The following is a 15,712-nucleotide window of genomic DNA, read 5'->3' on the forward strand; positions in this document are numbered from 1 at the left end:
ATACCAAAGCTATCTTCATTGCTTGAAGTTATACTAACCCTCACTAGTACTGTCTATATTGCTGCCAATACTATACAAGTTTTTGAGCCAATATCGCCCATCAAGGATAACAGATTTGTTCCTGATCAACGCGACTGCTATAATCCCACTCCGTGAACAACAACTTTCACGACCCCAGACTCATATTGAAGAAGTATGGACTATACCCTAAAAAGGGTCTTGGTCAGAACTTCTTGATAAGTCCAAAAGTGCTCAGAACTATCTTGCAAGCCTCAGAAATCACACCGCAAGATACTATCCTTGAGATTGGTCCTGGTACCGGCGTACTAACTCGCCATCTAGCAGCTGCAAGATGCGTAGTGGCAATAGAGCTTGATGAAACCCTGGTGCAAATTCTCAGGCAGGAATTGGCTCAGTACCCCAACATACACATAGTACAGGGGAACATACTTGAGATAGAGCATCCTCAGTTAGTAGCCGAATTGTGTGGGATAGAGAAGAATTACAAGATTATAGGTAATCTACCGTACTATATTACTTCCCACGCCATCAGAAGATTTCTGGAGATTCAGCCCAGTCCTTCTCTTGTGATCATAATGGTTCAGAAAGAGGTAGCTGAAAGAATAACAGCTACACCTCCTAAGATGAGCCTGTTAGCGGTATCTGTACAGTATTACGCTATTCCGGAGATGGTGACCTTAGTTCGACGCACGGCTTTTATCCCTCCTCCGGAGGTTGATTCTGCCGTACTTAGACTGAGGGTAAGAGAACACCCACTTTTCCCCGACATTCCGTCAGATATATATTTCAGAATAGTATCTGCAGGCTTTGCACAAAAGCGCAAAAGCTTGCTTAATTCATTGTCTTCTAGCCTCAACCTACCCAAGAGCAGAATTGCTACCCTTTTGGATAAAGCATCCATCGATCATAATGTCAGAGCAGAACAACTAACGCTAGAGGATTGGGCAAGAATTTGCAGACAACTAATGGAATGCGAATCCTATCCTACTGTAAGATAAACCTCTGCCTAGAGGTACTAGGGAGAAGGCCCGACGGCTATCACGACCTCGCAACTATCTTCCAGACTGTGAGCCTTGGGGATGAGTTGATTTTGAAACCCAATCAATCCTCATGTATAAGGCTGCTTGTAGATGGCAACGCCCCAACAGGAGAAGACAATATAGTGCATACTGCAGCCAAGATGCTTCTGAGGTCTAAGGAGTGTGGCATAGATATAATTCTCCGCAAGGGCATTCCCTCAGGAGCAGGTCTTGGAGGTGGCAGTTCCGACGCCGCCTCAACCCTTGAAGCTGTAAATAAGTTATGCAACCTACACCTATCCCACGAGCATCTGCTTACTATAGCCTCCAGCCTAGGAGCGGATGTGCCGTTTTTCCTGTACGGAGGTACGGCAGTTGGCAGAGATAGAGGAGATAAAATAAGCCCTCTACCTTATAGAAGGGAATACTACTTTCTGTTACACGTACCACCTTTCAGGCTAGAAAGGAAGACACAGCGAGTATTTGCCGCACTGCAACCACGTGAATACACCGACGGTACTTTTACAGTCCAACTGTCGCGTAAGATAGCGGCAGGTCAGCAGATAACCAACGCTGATCTATATAATTCTCTATTTCCTGCAGCTGTCAGGGTATGGCCACAATTAGCACGGCGCCATGATGCCCTTCAAGAGATCACGCATCAGGCATGGGTGCTGAGTGGTGCCGGCCCAACGCTCTATACCATAGTAGAATCATTCCAAGTTGGTAAAAAGTTACTAGAGGACTTGCGACAACTAGATGGGCAATCTTTTCTGGTAAGATCTACTCCCGTTGCGAGGGAATATCAGGACTTGTAGCAGTTACTTCCACTACCCCAAGTAAGAACCAAAAGAATACAGCTATCGGCACACCAAAGTAAAAAGCATCCACTAATCCATGTACCACAGCAGCGGTCATTGAGCATATAGCTGCCAATGCTATCGCCCTGTACGATCCGTTTTTATGTTTATAGCTATCCCATGCAAGGAGATAGAAAATGAGCAATAATGCAAGCAATGAACCCAACCCTACTGCTCCCAGTTTTGACCAGAAATCCAGCAGGAAGTTATGAGCGTCAACGATTTCGGCCCCCACCAACCTTTCTCTAGGGACATACTTGACCAACCATGCTACATTGCCTATTCCTATACCAAGAAGAGGATGCGCTATTATCTGCTCAAAAGCTGCCCTCCAGATCCTCCATCGTGTGTCGGCTGATCCACTCCCAAGATCAAGTAGGGCTCCAAACCTGCTCTCGCCAGCCAAAGTCATGATCAGCAAGATCACAACAGCTCCCAACCCCACGGGTATAAGCCATCTGAAGCGCCGTAAGATCACAGCCAACAAAATCAGCGCAGCTAGCACACCAAGGAAGCCTCCACGAGATCCTGAGAGCAGTAATGCTAGCCCCATTAATACGACCACAGATCCATACAGGAATCTCCTCAACCACTGTCCATCCATCAACAAGCATAAAGCAGCATAGAAAGGTATCATCCTGCTTAGAAAAAGTCCTAGGGTATTTGGATGATTGAAGAAGCTTCTAGTCCTGAACAGTTCACCAGCGAGAATGTCTCTGCCAGCCTGATAGATCGCACCCAATGCTACCAGCAGTCCTGCCAGTAAAAGCATATCTAGTATCCAATTTATGTTCTGCCTATGCCTAAAGCTTAACAATGCTAGTATGTAGACAGATATGGGCTCAACAAGCAGGGTATATGCTCTCAGGGCAACCACCATGCTGCTCCCGGGAGCAGGACTCATCACCGATCTCATCAAATGAAAGCTAGCCTCTACTACCAGTATTAGAGCAGGAATAAGATAAGGGGAGCGTCTTAATCGCCCAAATATAACGGATAGCTCAGGGGCATCCACCAATCCATACCAATATCCTCTACCAATAACCCCTAAGGTAGCCGCGAGTAATGATACATCGGCAATAGACACATCGAATGAGAATATATGCTTCCTCACTAGGAAGTGAAATATCACCGAGATCAACACCCACACCAGGCCTATATAGGGCACCGTTGCACATACTGTCAGGAAGCATAATAGAGAAAGCGGCACAGCCAGCAAAGCAGGTAGAAGCAGGAAAGCAAACACACCTACTATTATTAGCCCCAAAGCTATCATAGGTATATAGCTGGGACTCGCTATCAAGCCTATAGGCTCATACTGAGTACTTGATCCCCTCAGGTTACCCTCCCTCTGCCTCTATTGATCCCTTCAAAGGATAATTTTGTTCCCCAATTAGAATAACTATACAATGACAGAGTCCTGAATTTATAGCAGCAGATCACAGTCGTCACTAGAGATAATTCTGAAAGATGCAAGAACATTATGATCTCCAGCAAATAGCACAAGACCTTCAATCCTGTCAAAGATGTGATCTCTACTTGTATAGCAGAACAGCTATACCAGGGAATGGAGATTCCCAAGCTAATTTGATGATCATCGGAGAATCTCCTTCGGAGTACGACGAATCTACCGGCAAGCCTTTCAGTGGGCCCTCTGGCAGGGTACTGGATTCGTGGCTTCGCAAGCTAGGTTTGACCAGAGAAGAAGTATGGCTCACGAATGTGGTTAAGCATCGCTCTGTAGACCTCAAAGACCCCAGGAGACGTAACAGAGCTCCCATAGCATCAGAGTATAAAGCTTGCAGTCATTGGTTGAGGCTTGAGATATCTATCATACGGCCTAAGATCATAGTTGCGTTGGGAGCAAGTGCAGGCAAAGCGTTACTTGGATCTGGCTTCAAGATATCTAGGGACCGAGGGAAAACCTTCCCCGGCCCCTATGACTCCATCGTGGTACCTACTTATCACACCGCCTATATCCTCAAGCTTAAGTCACCGCTGCTCGAGCAAGTTAGCTCTCAAGTTGAGCAAGATCTTGACACCATAAAGAGGCTGCTGTCACAACTTACCGAATAAACTTCCTCTTCTGGTTCACGTAGTCCACCAGCACGTACTCTCCCAACCTCTCTGGGGTAGCGTAGAATGCTCTACCCTTGTTCAGTTTGGTCATCTGATCGACGAAAGCGCTTAGGTACGGACTCCTGTCGAGCATAAATGTATTTATTACTATGTTCTCCTTAGTACAGCGCTTGACTTCAGCAAGTGTTGCAGCATACGTTTCCCTTAGCGGCGGATAGTTGAAGATTACTCTACCATGCTCCATATGAGCCGTCGGCTCACCATCTGTTACTATAATGATTTGCTTGCTACCCGACTCCTTGGAGAGTAGCTTGCGAGCCAGCATCAGGCCATGCTCCAGGTTAGTACCATACTCATACTCGCTCAGCATGATAGATGGCAACTCGTGAGGCTTCATTTCTCTAGCTATGTAAGCAAAGCCTACTATGTACAGGTGATCCCTGGGGAACTGACCTCTTATCAAGCTATCCAAAGCAAGAGCCACCTTCTTAGCTGAGAAGAATAAGCCCCTGAGCATCATCGACCTGCTCATGTCGATCATCAACACAGTAGAGCTTTGAGTGCGTTGCTCTGTTCTATAAACTTCGAAATCTTCTGGTGACAGGCTCACAGGTGTGCCAGGCCCATTGCGAACCACTGCGTTCATGATCGTTTGCTTCATGTCCAGAAGGAAAGGATCGCCGAACTCATAAGGCTTACTCTCGTCGGTCCTGTCACCCCCCACGCCATGGCGATCCATCTCATGTCCACCGAAGCGTCCTTTCTGTAGCTTGGTAAATATGTCTCTTAGTGCCTTTTGCCCTATACGCCTTATAGCCTTTGGAGACAGCTCCCACCTATCTCCATTCCTTTGAATCAGTCCTTCATCCTCTAGGATCTGCGTGATGCTCTGCAGCTGCTCAAGCTCTCTTGCTGCCTCAGGGCCCAATAGTTGTCTGACCGCTTCAGCATCAACAGAGCTCGGATCACCAGTATACTGGGCAGATTCCAGGTCGCTTTCAAGCTGGTCCATTGACTGCATCCTGGCCATTAGGTCCATTGCTTCTTGCAAGCCCAATGGTTGTGAGCCAGTGAAGTTGTAGGAGTTAGCAAACTGATCGCTAGGCATGAGCTGCTCAAGCATCGCCGCCATGCTTGCCAACTCCCATCTCAAGTCTTCATCCTTCACTAAATCATCTATCATTTGTTGGAGTTGAGCCCTCTGCTCCGGAGACAAACTATTCATTAGGCTCTCCATTTGGGCCCTTTGCTTCTGGAGATATTCCATCAACTCGTCCAGGGAATTTATATCTGGAGGGAAGAACCTGCCATGCTTCTGCTTAAAGGACTGGAAGTCCGGCTCAATCCCCTGCATCTTTTGCTTCAGCATTTCGTTCAGATCCCGGACCATCTCCTTCATGGCCTGAAGGTCTTCAGGGGTCATATTCTGTAATGCTTGCTGCATTCCCTGAAACTGGCGATTCACGAATTGCTGTTGCAGCATCTGCTGTAGCTCGTTGAACTTGGCTTGGGCCTCCGGACTCATAAACTCATAATCCGAAAGCTGCTTGAGCTTTTCGGCAGGACTTTCCGGCAGATTATCCAGAAATTGCAGCCTCTTGTTAGCCATCTTCTCGAAGAGCTGCTTAAGGGCTCCCTGGTCAAAATCCGCCCCTTGGTTATTCCGTTGGCTGCCTTGGTCTGGAGCAGCAGATTGAGGAGCTCTCATCTGGTCAAGCCTTGATTGGATGTCACTACGCTCTGTATCAACTACATCTTGCAAGCGCTGCTTGATATCCTCTAGTAGTGATCCAAGATCATGCCTGGCAAGCTCCTGCTGGCGTCGCATTCTGAGCTTCTCAAGTAGATCTTGTAGGCCAGCAAGACGGTTGTTCAGCTTACCTTCATCTCCCCATCTGTACATTCTGCGGAGAGCGCTCCAGAGGTCACCATCCGCGATCAAGTCATCGGATAAAGCATCCAGTATCTCCTCAGCTGTAAGATCGTCTAGCTGCTGAGTGTTATCCCACCTGGAATATCTGTATCTCATAGCCTATCTCCTCTCCTAAAGAGGACTACCTACTCTAACGCCTGTAAAATGCGTGCCCATCCATCCTGTCCTTGTTTAGCCTCCTGCTTAGATGCAGTCCCTCTAAGATAAACTCGACTGCAGAGGCTACCGCGGCTGGGTGCTCGCCCACTCCAAGCCGCTGAACCGCTGTCCTCATATCCTCCCAATCAAGAGCCTGTTTAGCATACTCCTCCGACGGCATGAGATCTGAGGTCTCTATAACAGCTCCTGAGTTGAACTTGACTATGGAATCAGCAAAATCAGACAGCTGGAAGTATCTGTTGAAAGTGGTCAGGATGGACTTCTGAATCAGCTTGCGAACTACGCGCTCCTCACTTACATCACCCGCAGACTCCAGCTCTATCTTGCCACAAGTAGAGGCAATCATAGCATCCAGATCACTGATCCGAGGTGCAGCTGTAGTCTCATCAAGCTTGATAGCTCTCTTTAGAGCGCTAGATACAACCGTTTCATAGTTGCTAACTGATACTCTCACGCTCACCCCCGAGCGCTGGTTTATATCAGTCGACCTTCTCGCCTGATGAGTAACCTCAGCTATGATCTCTTTCATAAACTGAGGTACGAGCAGGTTCACTCCCGCAATCTCGGGGACATTCCCCTCCTGCTCCATGATCTCTATCTCGTACTCGAGTTCCTCTGGGTAGTGAGTTCGGATCTCAGAGCCAAATCTGTCTTTGAGAGGGGTTACTATGCGGCCCCTGTTTGTATAGTCCTCAGGGTTAGCACTTGCTACGACGAACAGATCAAGGGGCAGCCTTATTTTGTAACCTCTGATTTGGACGTCTCTCTCCTCCATTATGTTAAGCAAGCCTACCTGTATACGCTCTGCAAGATCAGGTAGCTCATTGATGGCGAAGATGCCTCTGTTAGTTCTAGGGACTAATCCGTAATGGATAGTAAGTTCGTCAGACAGGTACCTCCCTTCCGCCACACGGATGGGATCTACCTCGCCTATTAGATCTGCTATGGTGATATCGGGAGTGGCCAGCTTCTCGCCATACCTGCGGTCACGCGGTATCCACTCTATAGGGGTATCATCCCCCATATCTTCCACTTTCATCCTGCAGCTGGCGCAGATGGGTTCAAAGGGGTTGTCGTTGATCTCACAGCCTGCAATTGCAGGTATGTAATCATCTAACAGATTCACCAATGAACGCGCTATGCGAGTCTTTGCTTGGCCCCTCTCTCCGAGCAAGATTATGTCCTGCCCGGACAGGATAGCATTCTCTATCTGGGGAATAACTGTGTCCTCATAACCCACTATTCCTGGGAAAAGGTCCTCCCCCCTTCGGATTTTACGTATTAAGTTCTGCCTCATCTCATCCTTGACGGACCTTACTTGATAGCCTGAGGATCTAAGCTCTCCTATAGTTCTCGCCTGTCTCATAACCCTCTCTCTTTCCAGCCCTTAAAAAGGGAACTAAATAGATTACATACAACTCGTTTCTCTATGGGGAATACTCACGACACAACCAGATAATAGGGGTCTTACAAGACCACCGAGGAAGCCCTACAACTTCTAGGCACTGCAACTGGCGAAGCGATTTACCCCTCGCCAAACACCTTCTCCCTTCCAGGGAAGACTACAAATTAGCCTACACGTTTAGTCTCAATATACTCCAACACTGAAGATATGTCCAATTAGTTCCTACCATAATGCCACATCTTGTGCAACTGATCAGAAGTATTGATATAGTTAGTGAAAGAAAACAGGCAGATAGAAAGAAAATGACATGAAGGTAAAGTGGATCCATACAGCCGACATACACTTGGGATTCCACCAATATGGTATCTCAGAACGAGCTGATGATTTCGCAAGAGCATTCAAGTACGTCTGCGATTACGCTATAGATTCCAGAGTCGACTTCATGCTCATCGCAGGCGATCTTTTCCATAAACGAAACATAGACGGACGCACTATATCTCAGGCTTACTTAGCTCTAAGGAGCTTAAAAGACGCCAACATCCCAGTAATCTGCGTAGAAGGTAACCACGAGAGAGCATTCCTCAACTCAGGGTGGTCGTTCCTAGACTTCCTGTCTTCAGCCGCAGAGCTGATTCACTTGCTATCTCCCGTGCATAGGGGAGGTAGCGTTCTTATGGAGCCATGGGATCACGAATCAAAACTAGGATCATTTATAGACCTTGGCCCCGTACGGGTGTACGGCATAAAGTACTATGGCACTAGCACAGGGAAAATACTTGAACAGATAACCAGCAAGTTACAGGTAGACGGTAACCGATTCAATATATTCATGGTTCATGAGGGACTGGAAGGTCAAATTCCTAGAGCTATAGGAGGAATCACCAGCTACCACCTCGACCTTATTAGGCCGCACTGCAAATATTTGGCAATGGGGCACGTGCATAAGAGATATGAGATAGACAACTGGGCTTTTAATCCAGGCTCATTGGAGACTTGCAGCGTTGAAGAGGCCGATTGGGAAAGAGGCTTCTATGAGGTAACTGCGGATATAAATAAAGGAGAAGTGCTCGAGGTCAAGCATATCAGTGTGCCTACAAGACGTCCTTTCTACCGAATTTTCTTAGATGTCAAGTACTACGATACCCCAGAGGATCTTGAGAAGGCTGTCATCGACAAGGTTCGCTCTAGGATACCCAAATATAGCGAGAACCCTTCCCAACCTATTATTCACGTTACACTGAGCGGCAGTCTCAGGTTCTCGGAAGAACTCCTGGCACTTAAGAATCTACAGGAAAAGATCTACGAAGAGGTGAATCCTCTGACAGTACAGATTAAGAACAACACCCTCCCAAGCGGTTACTCTCCAGACGTGCCTTTGGATAGCACTGGGCAGATAGATCGAAGATCTCTTGAGCTAGAGGTTTTTGAGTCCCTTATTCAAGATTACCCTGCTTTCAAGGACAAAAGACGTACATGGGTCGAGAGCATACAGAAGATTAAAGATCGGGCATTACTCAATGCCCCTCCCGAGGAGATAATAACTATCATAGAAGAAGCTCTGAGGGAGGATTCTTCCCGACAAGACAATATAGACAATCAAGAAGCAATGATCTAGAGCCATGAAGATACTTAAGCTGCACCTAACAAACATAAAAAGCTACGACAACACCACCATTGAGTTTGAGCCCGGCACAAACTCCATACACGGCGAGAATGGCGCTGGCAAGACTACTATCCTTGAGGCTATCGGGTGGGCACTGTTTGACTTCCTACCCTATAGCCAAGATGAATTCCTACGGGAAGGTGCTAAATATGGCACTGTCTCCGTCACGTTTGTACCTCCCGATGGCAGAGAGTACCAGGTAATAAGACAAATCAAGAAGTCTCCTCCATGGTACGTATTAGATCTGGAAACTGGTTATCGCGTAGCAGAAGGCAGTGCTGACGTCAAGGAATGGCTCAAGAAGGTTATGGGACTACAAGATGAGATGGATCTAGGGGAGATATTCGAGAACGCAGTGGGTGTTCCCCAAGGGGCGTTATACGCACCGTTCCTTATGACCTCAAGCAAGCGCAAAGATACTTTTAATGCCATGCTTCATCTGGAAGAATACAAGACTGCTTTCGATAACCTCAGGGAGACCGATAGATACATCCAAGATCAGCTGCTAGCCCTGGGGAATCGGCAGGAAACCCTCAAGGTCTTCAGAGACAGGATCCCTGAGCTCGAGGAAAAGATACATGGACTTGCAAACGAAAATAACAGAATAGATGATGAGCTAAGAGCATGCGAGAATGATCTGGCATCTGTACGCGAGATCAAGCGGCAACTGGAACAAAAACAAAAACAAATCGAAGCTCTTGAAGGCGAACATAGACGACACGAGGAGCGCATTAATAGCTTGCGGGATCATCTAGCCAAAGCCCGGCAAGATTTGGAGCGAAGCAAACAGGCGCGGGATATCCTGTTGAGAACACGCGAAGGGCACTTGGCATACGAGAGAGCCGTGCAGGAGAGAAGAGAGCTCGAGCCGCAGCTCGAAACCTACCGACAACTTTGCCAAAACCTACAACTTCGTCAATCCGACAGAAATCATCTCAATGCTGAGATAAAGGAAAAGCAAGCAGAGCTAAACAATGCTCTCAGCGCTCAGGAAATATTGCCGCGTCTACAGTCAAAGGTAGATGAGCTTAGGAAGATTCAAAAAGAGCATCAGCAACTCACCATTGAGGTAAGCCAGCTTAGGGCGCTAGAGACAAGACATGCAGATATTACTCAAAAGCTTTCCTCTTTAGATGCAGAACTCAAGAGTTGTAAACAGACTATTCAAGTCATCGAGCAAAAGCGCCCGCTAGCCGAGAAGCTTCCGGCGCTGAGAAAAGAGTATGATAGCGTTCAGAGCCAGCTATCAGCAGCTGAAGGAGCCAAAGAGAAGCTAAATGACCTCAGAAAGAAATACTCCAGTATAGAAAAGGAAATCGTCACTCTTAGTGCAGAAATCACCAAGTTGGAATCAGAAATCTCCTCCATAGAATTGCTGCAAAAGGAGTCAGCAAACCTGCTCCAACTACGTAACCGTAAAAACCTGCTGCAAGAGCGCCAGAAAGAGATGGAGATAAAGATATCCAAGCTTGAGCAGAGGCTAGAGTTAGATGTACCCTACTGCCCACTCAACAGGGATGACTGCCTGCATATACAGCAGGGAGAAAGAAGCTGCGACTTGCTCTCACAGCAAATTCAAGAGGCTAAATCTGAGCTTGAAACCATAATCCAGGATCTGCAAAGCACGGAGCAATCGATTCAGCACGCGGAAGCAGCGCAAGCCAAGCTATTTGAGGCTGAGAAAGCTAAAGCCGCCTATGATCCTAAGCTGTATAACCTGCAAATCAGGCAGCAAGAGAAAGCGACTCTGGAGAAGGATCTAAGGGAGCTAATCAATCAGGTGGAACAGATACCTAGCCTCCAGAGCAGCTTCGAGCACATTAAGTCCGAGGTCGAAGCTGCAGAGCAGGCGGATAAAGAATTCCACAAACTACCTGTTATAGAGGAGAAGATTTCTAATCTCACAAGACAAATAGAAGAGCTGAGGGAAGAACAAAAGCAGATCACAGAGCAGATCAAAGATCTGTCTTCTAAGAAACAGCTCGTTGACAAACTGGAAAAGCGGCTTCAAGACAAAGACACTTTTGAAGAGAAGCTAACAAAGGCCAAATTATTGGTCGAACATTTACCTGAAACTCGTGCATCACTGGAAAGCCTGAAAAGAGATCTGCAAAACCTGGAGAAAGTTATAGAACAACTTAATTCGCAGATCGATGATATGAGGCACTTAGAGCAAAGCGACAAGGAGCTTCAAGCGATCATCCACAAGTATGAACCAGAGCACAAGCAGTACATATCAAACGAGCAGCTTGCTATGCAGCTTGAAGAGAAAGATGCTCAGGTTAGCAAGCTGCAAAGCGAGATAGATGGCACAGTAAAGCAGCTTGAAGAAATCAATGCCCAGCTTGAGAAGGCTACAAAGACCTGGAACAGACAGGATCTCGAGGACGCGGAGTTGAAGATAGAAAAGCTCAATGCCGATATATCAAGCCTTAGGACTCAAAAGGCTAACAACCTCAAACAGATTTCTAACCTTGAACAGGAACTGTCTGATTATCAGGAGAAGAGCAGAGAGTACGATAGAGCTCAACAAGATATACAGAAGTTCGAAAAGATAAAGCAGATACTACAGCATATTCGAAATACTATCAAATCTGCACAGGAACCCATAGCTAAGTCTCTGATATACGGCATATCGCTTGAAGCTCGCAATATATTCTGCGAGATTATGGGAGATCACTCTCAGAGGCTGGAGTGGACAGACGACTATGAGATCAGATTGGAGAGGGGCTCGGAGAGGTTGACCTTCCAGCAGATGTCTGGTGGAGAGCAGATGAGCGCGGCACTAGCCGTCAGACTTGCGCTTCTCAAGAGGCTCTCAGAGATTAATATTGCATTTCTGGATGAACCCACCCAGAACATGGACACCACCCGCAGGATGAACCTCGCAGATCAGGTGGTAAGCCTCAAAGGCTTTGAACAGCTCTTTGTTATCTCTCATGATGACACCTTTGAGCAGAAGATGGACAGAGCCATCATCGTAAGCAAGCGACATGGAATCAGCCAGGTGACCTATTCGTAGGCCAAGCCCTGAGGAGTTACCATGCTTCATTCCACCAAGATAGCTAAAGCGCTCGAAGAGAAGATTCAACAATTCAGAGACTACGATGTCGGCATTCGCGATGAGATGTCCGTCTATAGCAACGCATTTGATAAGCTTGAGACACTCACATACAGCGAGATCCTAGACTTGGTGGAATTACCAGCAGGGGCCTTGCCCTCCAGAGAGTGGAAGGAGAACAGAAGTCTTATTTATCGCTTCGATCAGGAATTCCACAACCACGAAGAGGCCAGGGCATACGCATCGCAAATACTATTCGACAGAACAACGTTCTCAGTCGATGGGAGTCAGATTCAGCCTGTACCCGATATTTCCATCCCTGTAGCTGCGGTGCAGGTCGGATGGTTTGAGAACCCTCATAACCCATCCAAGAATTATGTTAAAGACATCAAGATAGATATTCTGCCCCCAGAAGACATATTCATAGATCGCAATGGTGTCTCCGTTTTCTCTGATCAAACAGTCAGTCAGCGGAGGTTTCAGCTGGAGATCGAAGTACTTTGTGACTGGATGGAAAAAGTAGAGGGTATGCAACCCACACCAATAGCCTTCCTTGATGGCTCGCTTATCCTCTCCTTTACTGAGAGGCTGGATCAAGCACAGAGGGAAATATACCTAAAGCTTATCTTACATCTATTGGAAACTTCATACAGAACCAAGATACCAGTAGTAGGATACGTATCTGAAAGCCGAGCTAGAGATCTTATGACGTTGCTAGCTCAGATCGAGAAGATAAAACACAAGCCACACACTTTGAGCGATGCTATGATCCTGTATAACAGGATGCGATGGGGAGACAGAACTCCCGTCTGGATTTGCAATCGGCACGGAATCTTGACAGATTATAGAGATAAGAGCACTGATACCTACTGGGGAGATCAAATCTGCTTTTTCTACCTCAAGACATCCGAGCAGAACGTACCATCAAGGGTAGAGATTCCGAGATGGGTAGTAGAGGAAGGTATGACAGAAGAAGTAGCTCAGATAGTAAGAGCAGAGACTATAGTCGGGAACGGCTATCCCTATGTCATAGAAACCGCTGATGCACTTGCAGTGCTCAGCAGCGAAGATAGGATCAGGTTCTACCAGATCTTTGAATCTTTCGCTGATAAAAATAACATCAAACTGAGGATAGCTAGCAAGATCCAGAGCAAGATGAGAAGAAGGCAATGATAGATGGGTAAGACCATAGGCAAGATAATAAGTAGCGCATCTCAAATAGAGTATATCTGCCAGGTTTATGGTAAAGGCGAGGTTGCAAATCCTCCGACGCCGGAAGACTACAGATTCGGGGCTTGGGTCAAAGTGCCGGTCGGCTCTCTTCCCGACACCTATGCAGTCGGGGTTATTAGCGATACGCAGCTACACAACCCAGATTACGGAGTCTTTGGGCCAAGATTATCCACTCCGGAGCAGCTCGAGGTATTCTCACCGGACTATCTCAATGAAACTGCAGTGTTGGTGAGGGTACTAGTGCTAGGACAAGTATCTGGTGGCAAAAAGACCGCCGTTGGGTTTTGTTACGTCCACCCTGAGATAGGCGCTCTTGTCAGCCGGATGGAAAACGAGGAAATAGCAGCCTTTCATAGAGGAGAGGATGGCTTTGATATAGGCTACTACATCTTGATGCTCTCTATGAGGTCCCCACTGGCACAAGCCCTACTTATGTCTGTACTCGATGACTTGGCAGATGTAATTCCAGATGCAGGACCCATACTGAACGCGCTCAGAGCTAATCTTGCATGGCAGTCGCAGATTAGGATGGCAGCAGGGGAGAGGTAGGATGATAACAAAGCAGGAAGTATTACCTGTAGGCATAGCCAAAGGTCCGGGAGAAAGCCCGCACGAATATACCTTCATAAGCCCAGATCATAGCCAACAGCTGAAAAACGGCGAGTTCGTTTACTACTACATGGATATAGATGGATACCCTCACAAGATCATAGGACAGGTCGTATCCAGAGAGCCAGTCAAGCTATTCCCGGATGCGTTCCTTTCCGATCCTCTCATCAAGCCTGCAGACATAGCCAGGACTATAGGCTACAAGGATCAGAACAGCGAGCTCTTTGAGATAGGGGTAGCAGTACTGGGATACTACGATGAACAGTTTGGGGCATTCGTTAACCCAAGGATACCTCCAAGCTGCGGTAAGCCTATCTATCTAGCAGAGGATGAGCTCCTTAGAAATACACTTAGTAAAAAGAAGATGGGAGAGAGAGGCAGCGCCCACATAGGTTCGCTCCTTAGCAGGACTAGCGATGCCGTACCCATAGTCCTTGATGTTAAGGAGTTCACGAGCACCCACATGGCTATCATAGCTAGCACAGGGGCAGGCAAAAGCTATCTAGCCGGTGTGATCGTTGAGGAGCTGATGAGCCCTGCAAATAAAGGCTGCGTATTGATCATAGATCCACATGCCGAGTATGAGACCTTAACAGAGCTGCCCAACGTAGAGCAGCTTAGGGAGAAAAATAGCACAACTGACTACAGACCTAGAACCCGTATCTTCCCTCCCAAGCACATAAAAGTCAAACTATCGTCGCTTGAGTTTTCAGATTTCCGATACCTCTTGCCAAACACATCCGACAGAATGGAGCATATCCTGAGAGAGGCTCACAAACGCCTCGTGAATGACAGGGATAATTCCAACTGGGGGAAAGATGAGCTCCAGGTCGCTATCAGGCAGGTGGCAGAAGATCTAGAGAGCTCCCAGTCAGGCTCCTCCGACTACTCCAGCACGGCAGAGGCTCTATGTTGGAGAATAGATCACATATTTGGACAAAGTAATTTCACCAAATCAGAACATCTAGATCTCAAGGAGATTCTCAAACCAGGACAATGCACCATAATCCAGCTAAACAACATTGATGAGAAGCAGCAGCAGGTAATAGTATCTACATTACTACGTAGGATCTACAGATCCAGACAGCGCACTATGCGAAGGGAAAATAAGCCGCTGGATGAGGACTATATCCCATATCCAGTATTCATCCTGATAGAGGAGGCCCACCACTACGCACCTGCAAGCGGTGATGCAGTTAGTACAGGTATACTCAAGCAGATACTGGCAGAAGGCAGAAAATTCGGGGTGGGTGTAGGACTTATTAGCCAGAGGCCAGGTAAACTTGACAGTGACGTACTCTCCCAGTGCATGACACAGTTCATCATGAAAGTGGTAAACCCGATAGATCAGAACAGTATTGCCTCCTCGGTCGAGAGCGCCAGCCGAGAGATACTGCGAGAGCTACCCTCGCTGAGTAAAGGGCAGGTGATAGTTACGGGCAACTCGTTGAACGCTCCTGTGCTATGCCGAGTACGCACTAGATATACATCCCACGGTGGCCAGAGCATAGATGCTCCTGACGAGTGGAACAGATGGTACGAGCCTGATTCTATAGGGCTAAGACGAGCAGAGGAGTCGGTGTTCGTTCCCAATGGCAAGAAGGGTAGGAACAGCCTGTTCTAAATTTATAAGCATCTGTAGCTGCTAACAAAGAATAAAGACTTTGTGA

The 15,712-nt window shown here is 47.2% G+C and carries 11 protein-coding genes; 8 read left to right on the forward strand and 3 right to left on the reverse strand.

The genetic code is table 11. The features are described from left to right. Positions 1–152: 152 nt before the first annotated feature. Positions 153–1,019, forward strand: a complete 867-nt coding sequence (rsmA, locus tag TTER_RS09500) for a 16S rRNA (adenine(1518)-N(6)/adenine(1519)-N(6))-dimethyltransferase RsmA (RefSeq protein ID WP_012875804.1) — start codon at positions 153–155, stop codon at positions 1,017–1,019. Then, the gene (gene ispE / locus TTER_RS14850; protein ID WP_012875805.1) at positions 992–1,858 is read left to right on the forward strand and encodes a 4-(cytidine 5'-diphospho)-2-C-methyl-D-erythritol kinase; all 867 of its coding nucleotides are present in this window, start codon (positions 992–994) and stop codon (positions 1,856–1,858) included. The genes rsmA and ispE overlap by 28 nt, the downstream gene beginning before the upstream one ends. On the opposite strand, the gene TTER_RS09510 is transcribed toward ispE, so the two are convergent. Next, on the reverse strand, positions 1,824–3,203 hold the full coding sequence (locus TTER_RS09510) for an O-antigen ligase family protein (protein WP_012875806.1): 1,380 nt from the start codon (positions 3,201–3,203) through the stop codon (positions 1,824–1,826). The two genes, ispE and TTER_RS09510, sit on opposite strands and share 35 nt — an antisense overlap. A 167-nt stretch (positions 3,204–3,370) precedes the next feature. On the opposite strand from TTER_RS09510, the gene TTER_RS09515 reads away from it, so the two are divergent. After that, positions 3,371–3,976, forward strand: coding sequence for a uracil-DNA glycosylase (locus TTER_RS09515; protein WP_012875807.1), 606 nt, complete (start codon positions 3,371–3,373; stop codon positions 3,974–3,976). Here TTER_RS09515 and TTER_RS09520 read toward each other — a convergent pair. Together TTER_RS09520 and TTER_RS09525 are read right to left on the reverse strand one after the other, a co-directional pair. Then, positions 3,966–6,008: a vWA domain-containing protein gene (locus TTER_RS09520; protein WP_012875808.1), complete on the reverse strand. Its 2,043-nt coding sequence runs from the start codon at positions 6,006–6,008 to the stop codon at positions 3,966–3,968. The two genes, TTER_RS09515 and TTER_RS09520, sit on opposite strands and share 11 nt — an antisense overlap. A 34-nt stretch (positions 6,009–6,042) precedes the next feature. Beyond that, positions 6,043–7,437 (reverse strand): magnesium chelatase ATPase subunit I, encoded by a 1,395-nt coding sequence (locus tag TTER_RS09525; RefSeq protein ID WP_012875809.1) that lies wholly within the window; start codon positions 7,435–7,437, stop codon positions 6,043–6,045. Between the two features lie 346 nt (positions 7,438–7,783). Here TTER_RS09525 and TTER_RS09530 point away from each other — a divergent pair, with 346 nt between their 5' ends. From TTER_RS09530 to TTER_RS09550, 5 genes are read left to right on the forward strand one after another with little or no spacing between them, the layout of a single operon-like run. After that, positions 7,784–9,091, forward strand: coding sequence for a metallophosphoesterase family protein (locus tag TTER_RS09530; RefSeq protein ID WP_012875810.1), 1,308 nt, complete (start codon positions 7,784–7,786; stop codon positions 9,089–9,091). 4 nt (positions 9,092–9,095) lie between these two features. After that, positions 9,096–12,161, forward strand: a complete 3,066-nt coding sequence (locus tag TTER_RS09535; protein WP_012875811.1) for an AAA family ATPase — start codon at positions 9,096–9,098, stop codon at positions 12,159–12,161. Between the two features lie 21 nt (positions 12,162–12,182). Continuing rightward, positions 12,183–13,373: a DNA double-strand break repair nuclease NurA gene (locus TTER_RS09540; protein ID WP_012875812.1), complete on the forward strand. Its 1,191-nt coding sequence runs from the start codon at positions 12,183–12,185 to the stop codon at positions 13,371–13,373. 3 nt (positions 13,374–13,376) lie between these two features. Next, on the forward strand, positions 13,377–13,982 hold the full coding sequence (locus tag TTER_RS09545) for a DUF8166 family protein (protein ID WP_012875813.1): 606 nt from the start codon (positions 13,377–13,379) through the stop codon (positions 13,980–13,982). A gap of 1 nt (position 13,983) precedes the next feature. Then, the gene (locus TTER_RS09550) at positions 13,984–15,666 is read left to right on the forward strand and encodes an ATP-binding protein (protein ID WP_012875814.1); all 1,683 of its coding nucleotides are present in this window, start codon (positions 13,984–13,986) and stop codon (positions 15,664–15,666) included. The last annotated feature ends 46 nt before the right edge of the window (positions 15,667–15,712 follow it).

Source organism: Thermobaculum terrenum ATCC BAA-798 (assembly GCF_000025005.1).
In the GTDB taxonomy this organism is placed as follows: domain Bacteria; phylum Chloroflexota; class Chloroflexia; order Thermobaculales; family Thermobaculaceae; genus Thermobaculum; species Thermobaculum terrenum.

What these genes read in the sequence shown, in the direction of transcription:
- ispE (WP_012875805.1), top strand. Translation starts at nt 992, where the DNA reads ATGCGAATCCTATCCTACTGTAAGATAAACCTCTGCCTAGAGGTACTA.
- TTER_RS09515 (WP_012875807.1), top strand. Translation starts at nt 3,371, where the DNA reads ATGCAAGAACATTATGATCTCCAGCAAATAGCACAAGACCTTCAATCC.
- TTER_RS09520 (WP_012875808.1), bottom strand. Translation starts at nt 6,008, where the DNA reads ATGAGATACAGATATTCCAGGTGGGATAACACTCAGCAGCTAGACGAT.
- TTER_RS09525 (WP_012875809.1), bottom strand. Translation starts at nt 7,437, where the DNA reads ATGAGACAGGCGAGAACTATAGGAGAGCTTAGATCCTCAGGCTATCAA.
- TTER_RS09530 (WP_012875810.1), top strand. Translation starts at nt 7,784, where the DNA reads ATGAAGGTAAAGTGGATCCATACAGCCGACATACACTTGGGATTCCAC.
- TTER_RS09535 (WP_012875811.1), top strand. Translation starts at nt 9,096, where the DNA reads ATGAAGATACTTAAGCTGCACCTAACAAACATAAAAAGCTACGACAAC.
- TTER_RS09540 (WP_012875812.1), top strand. Translation starts at nt 12,183, where the DNA reads ATGCTTCATTCCACCAAGATAGCTAAAGCGCTCGAAGAGAAGATTCAA.
- TTER_RS09545 (WP_012875813.1), top strand. Translation starts at nt 13,377, where the DNA reads ATGGGTAAGACCATAGGCAAGATAATAAGTAGCGCATCTCAAATAGAG.
- TTER_RS09550 (WP_012875814.1), top strand. Translation starts at nt 13,984, where the DNA reads ATGATAACAAAGCAGGAAGTATTACCTGTAGGCATAGCCAAAGGTCCG.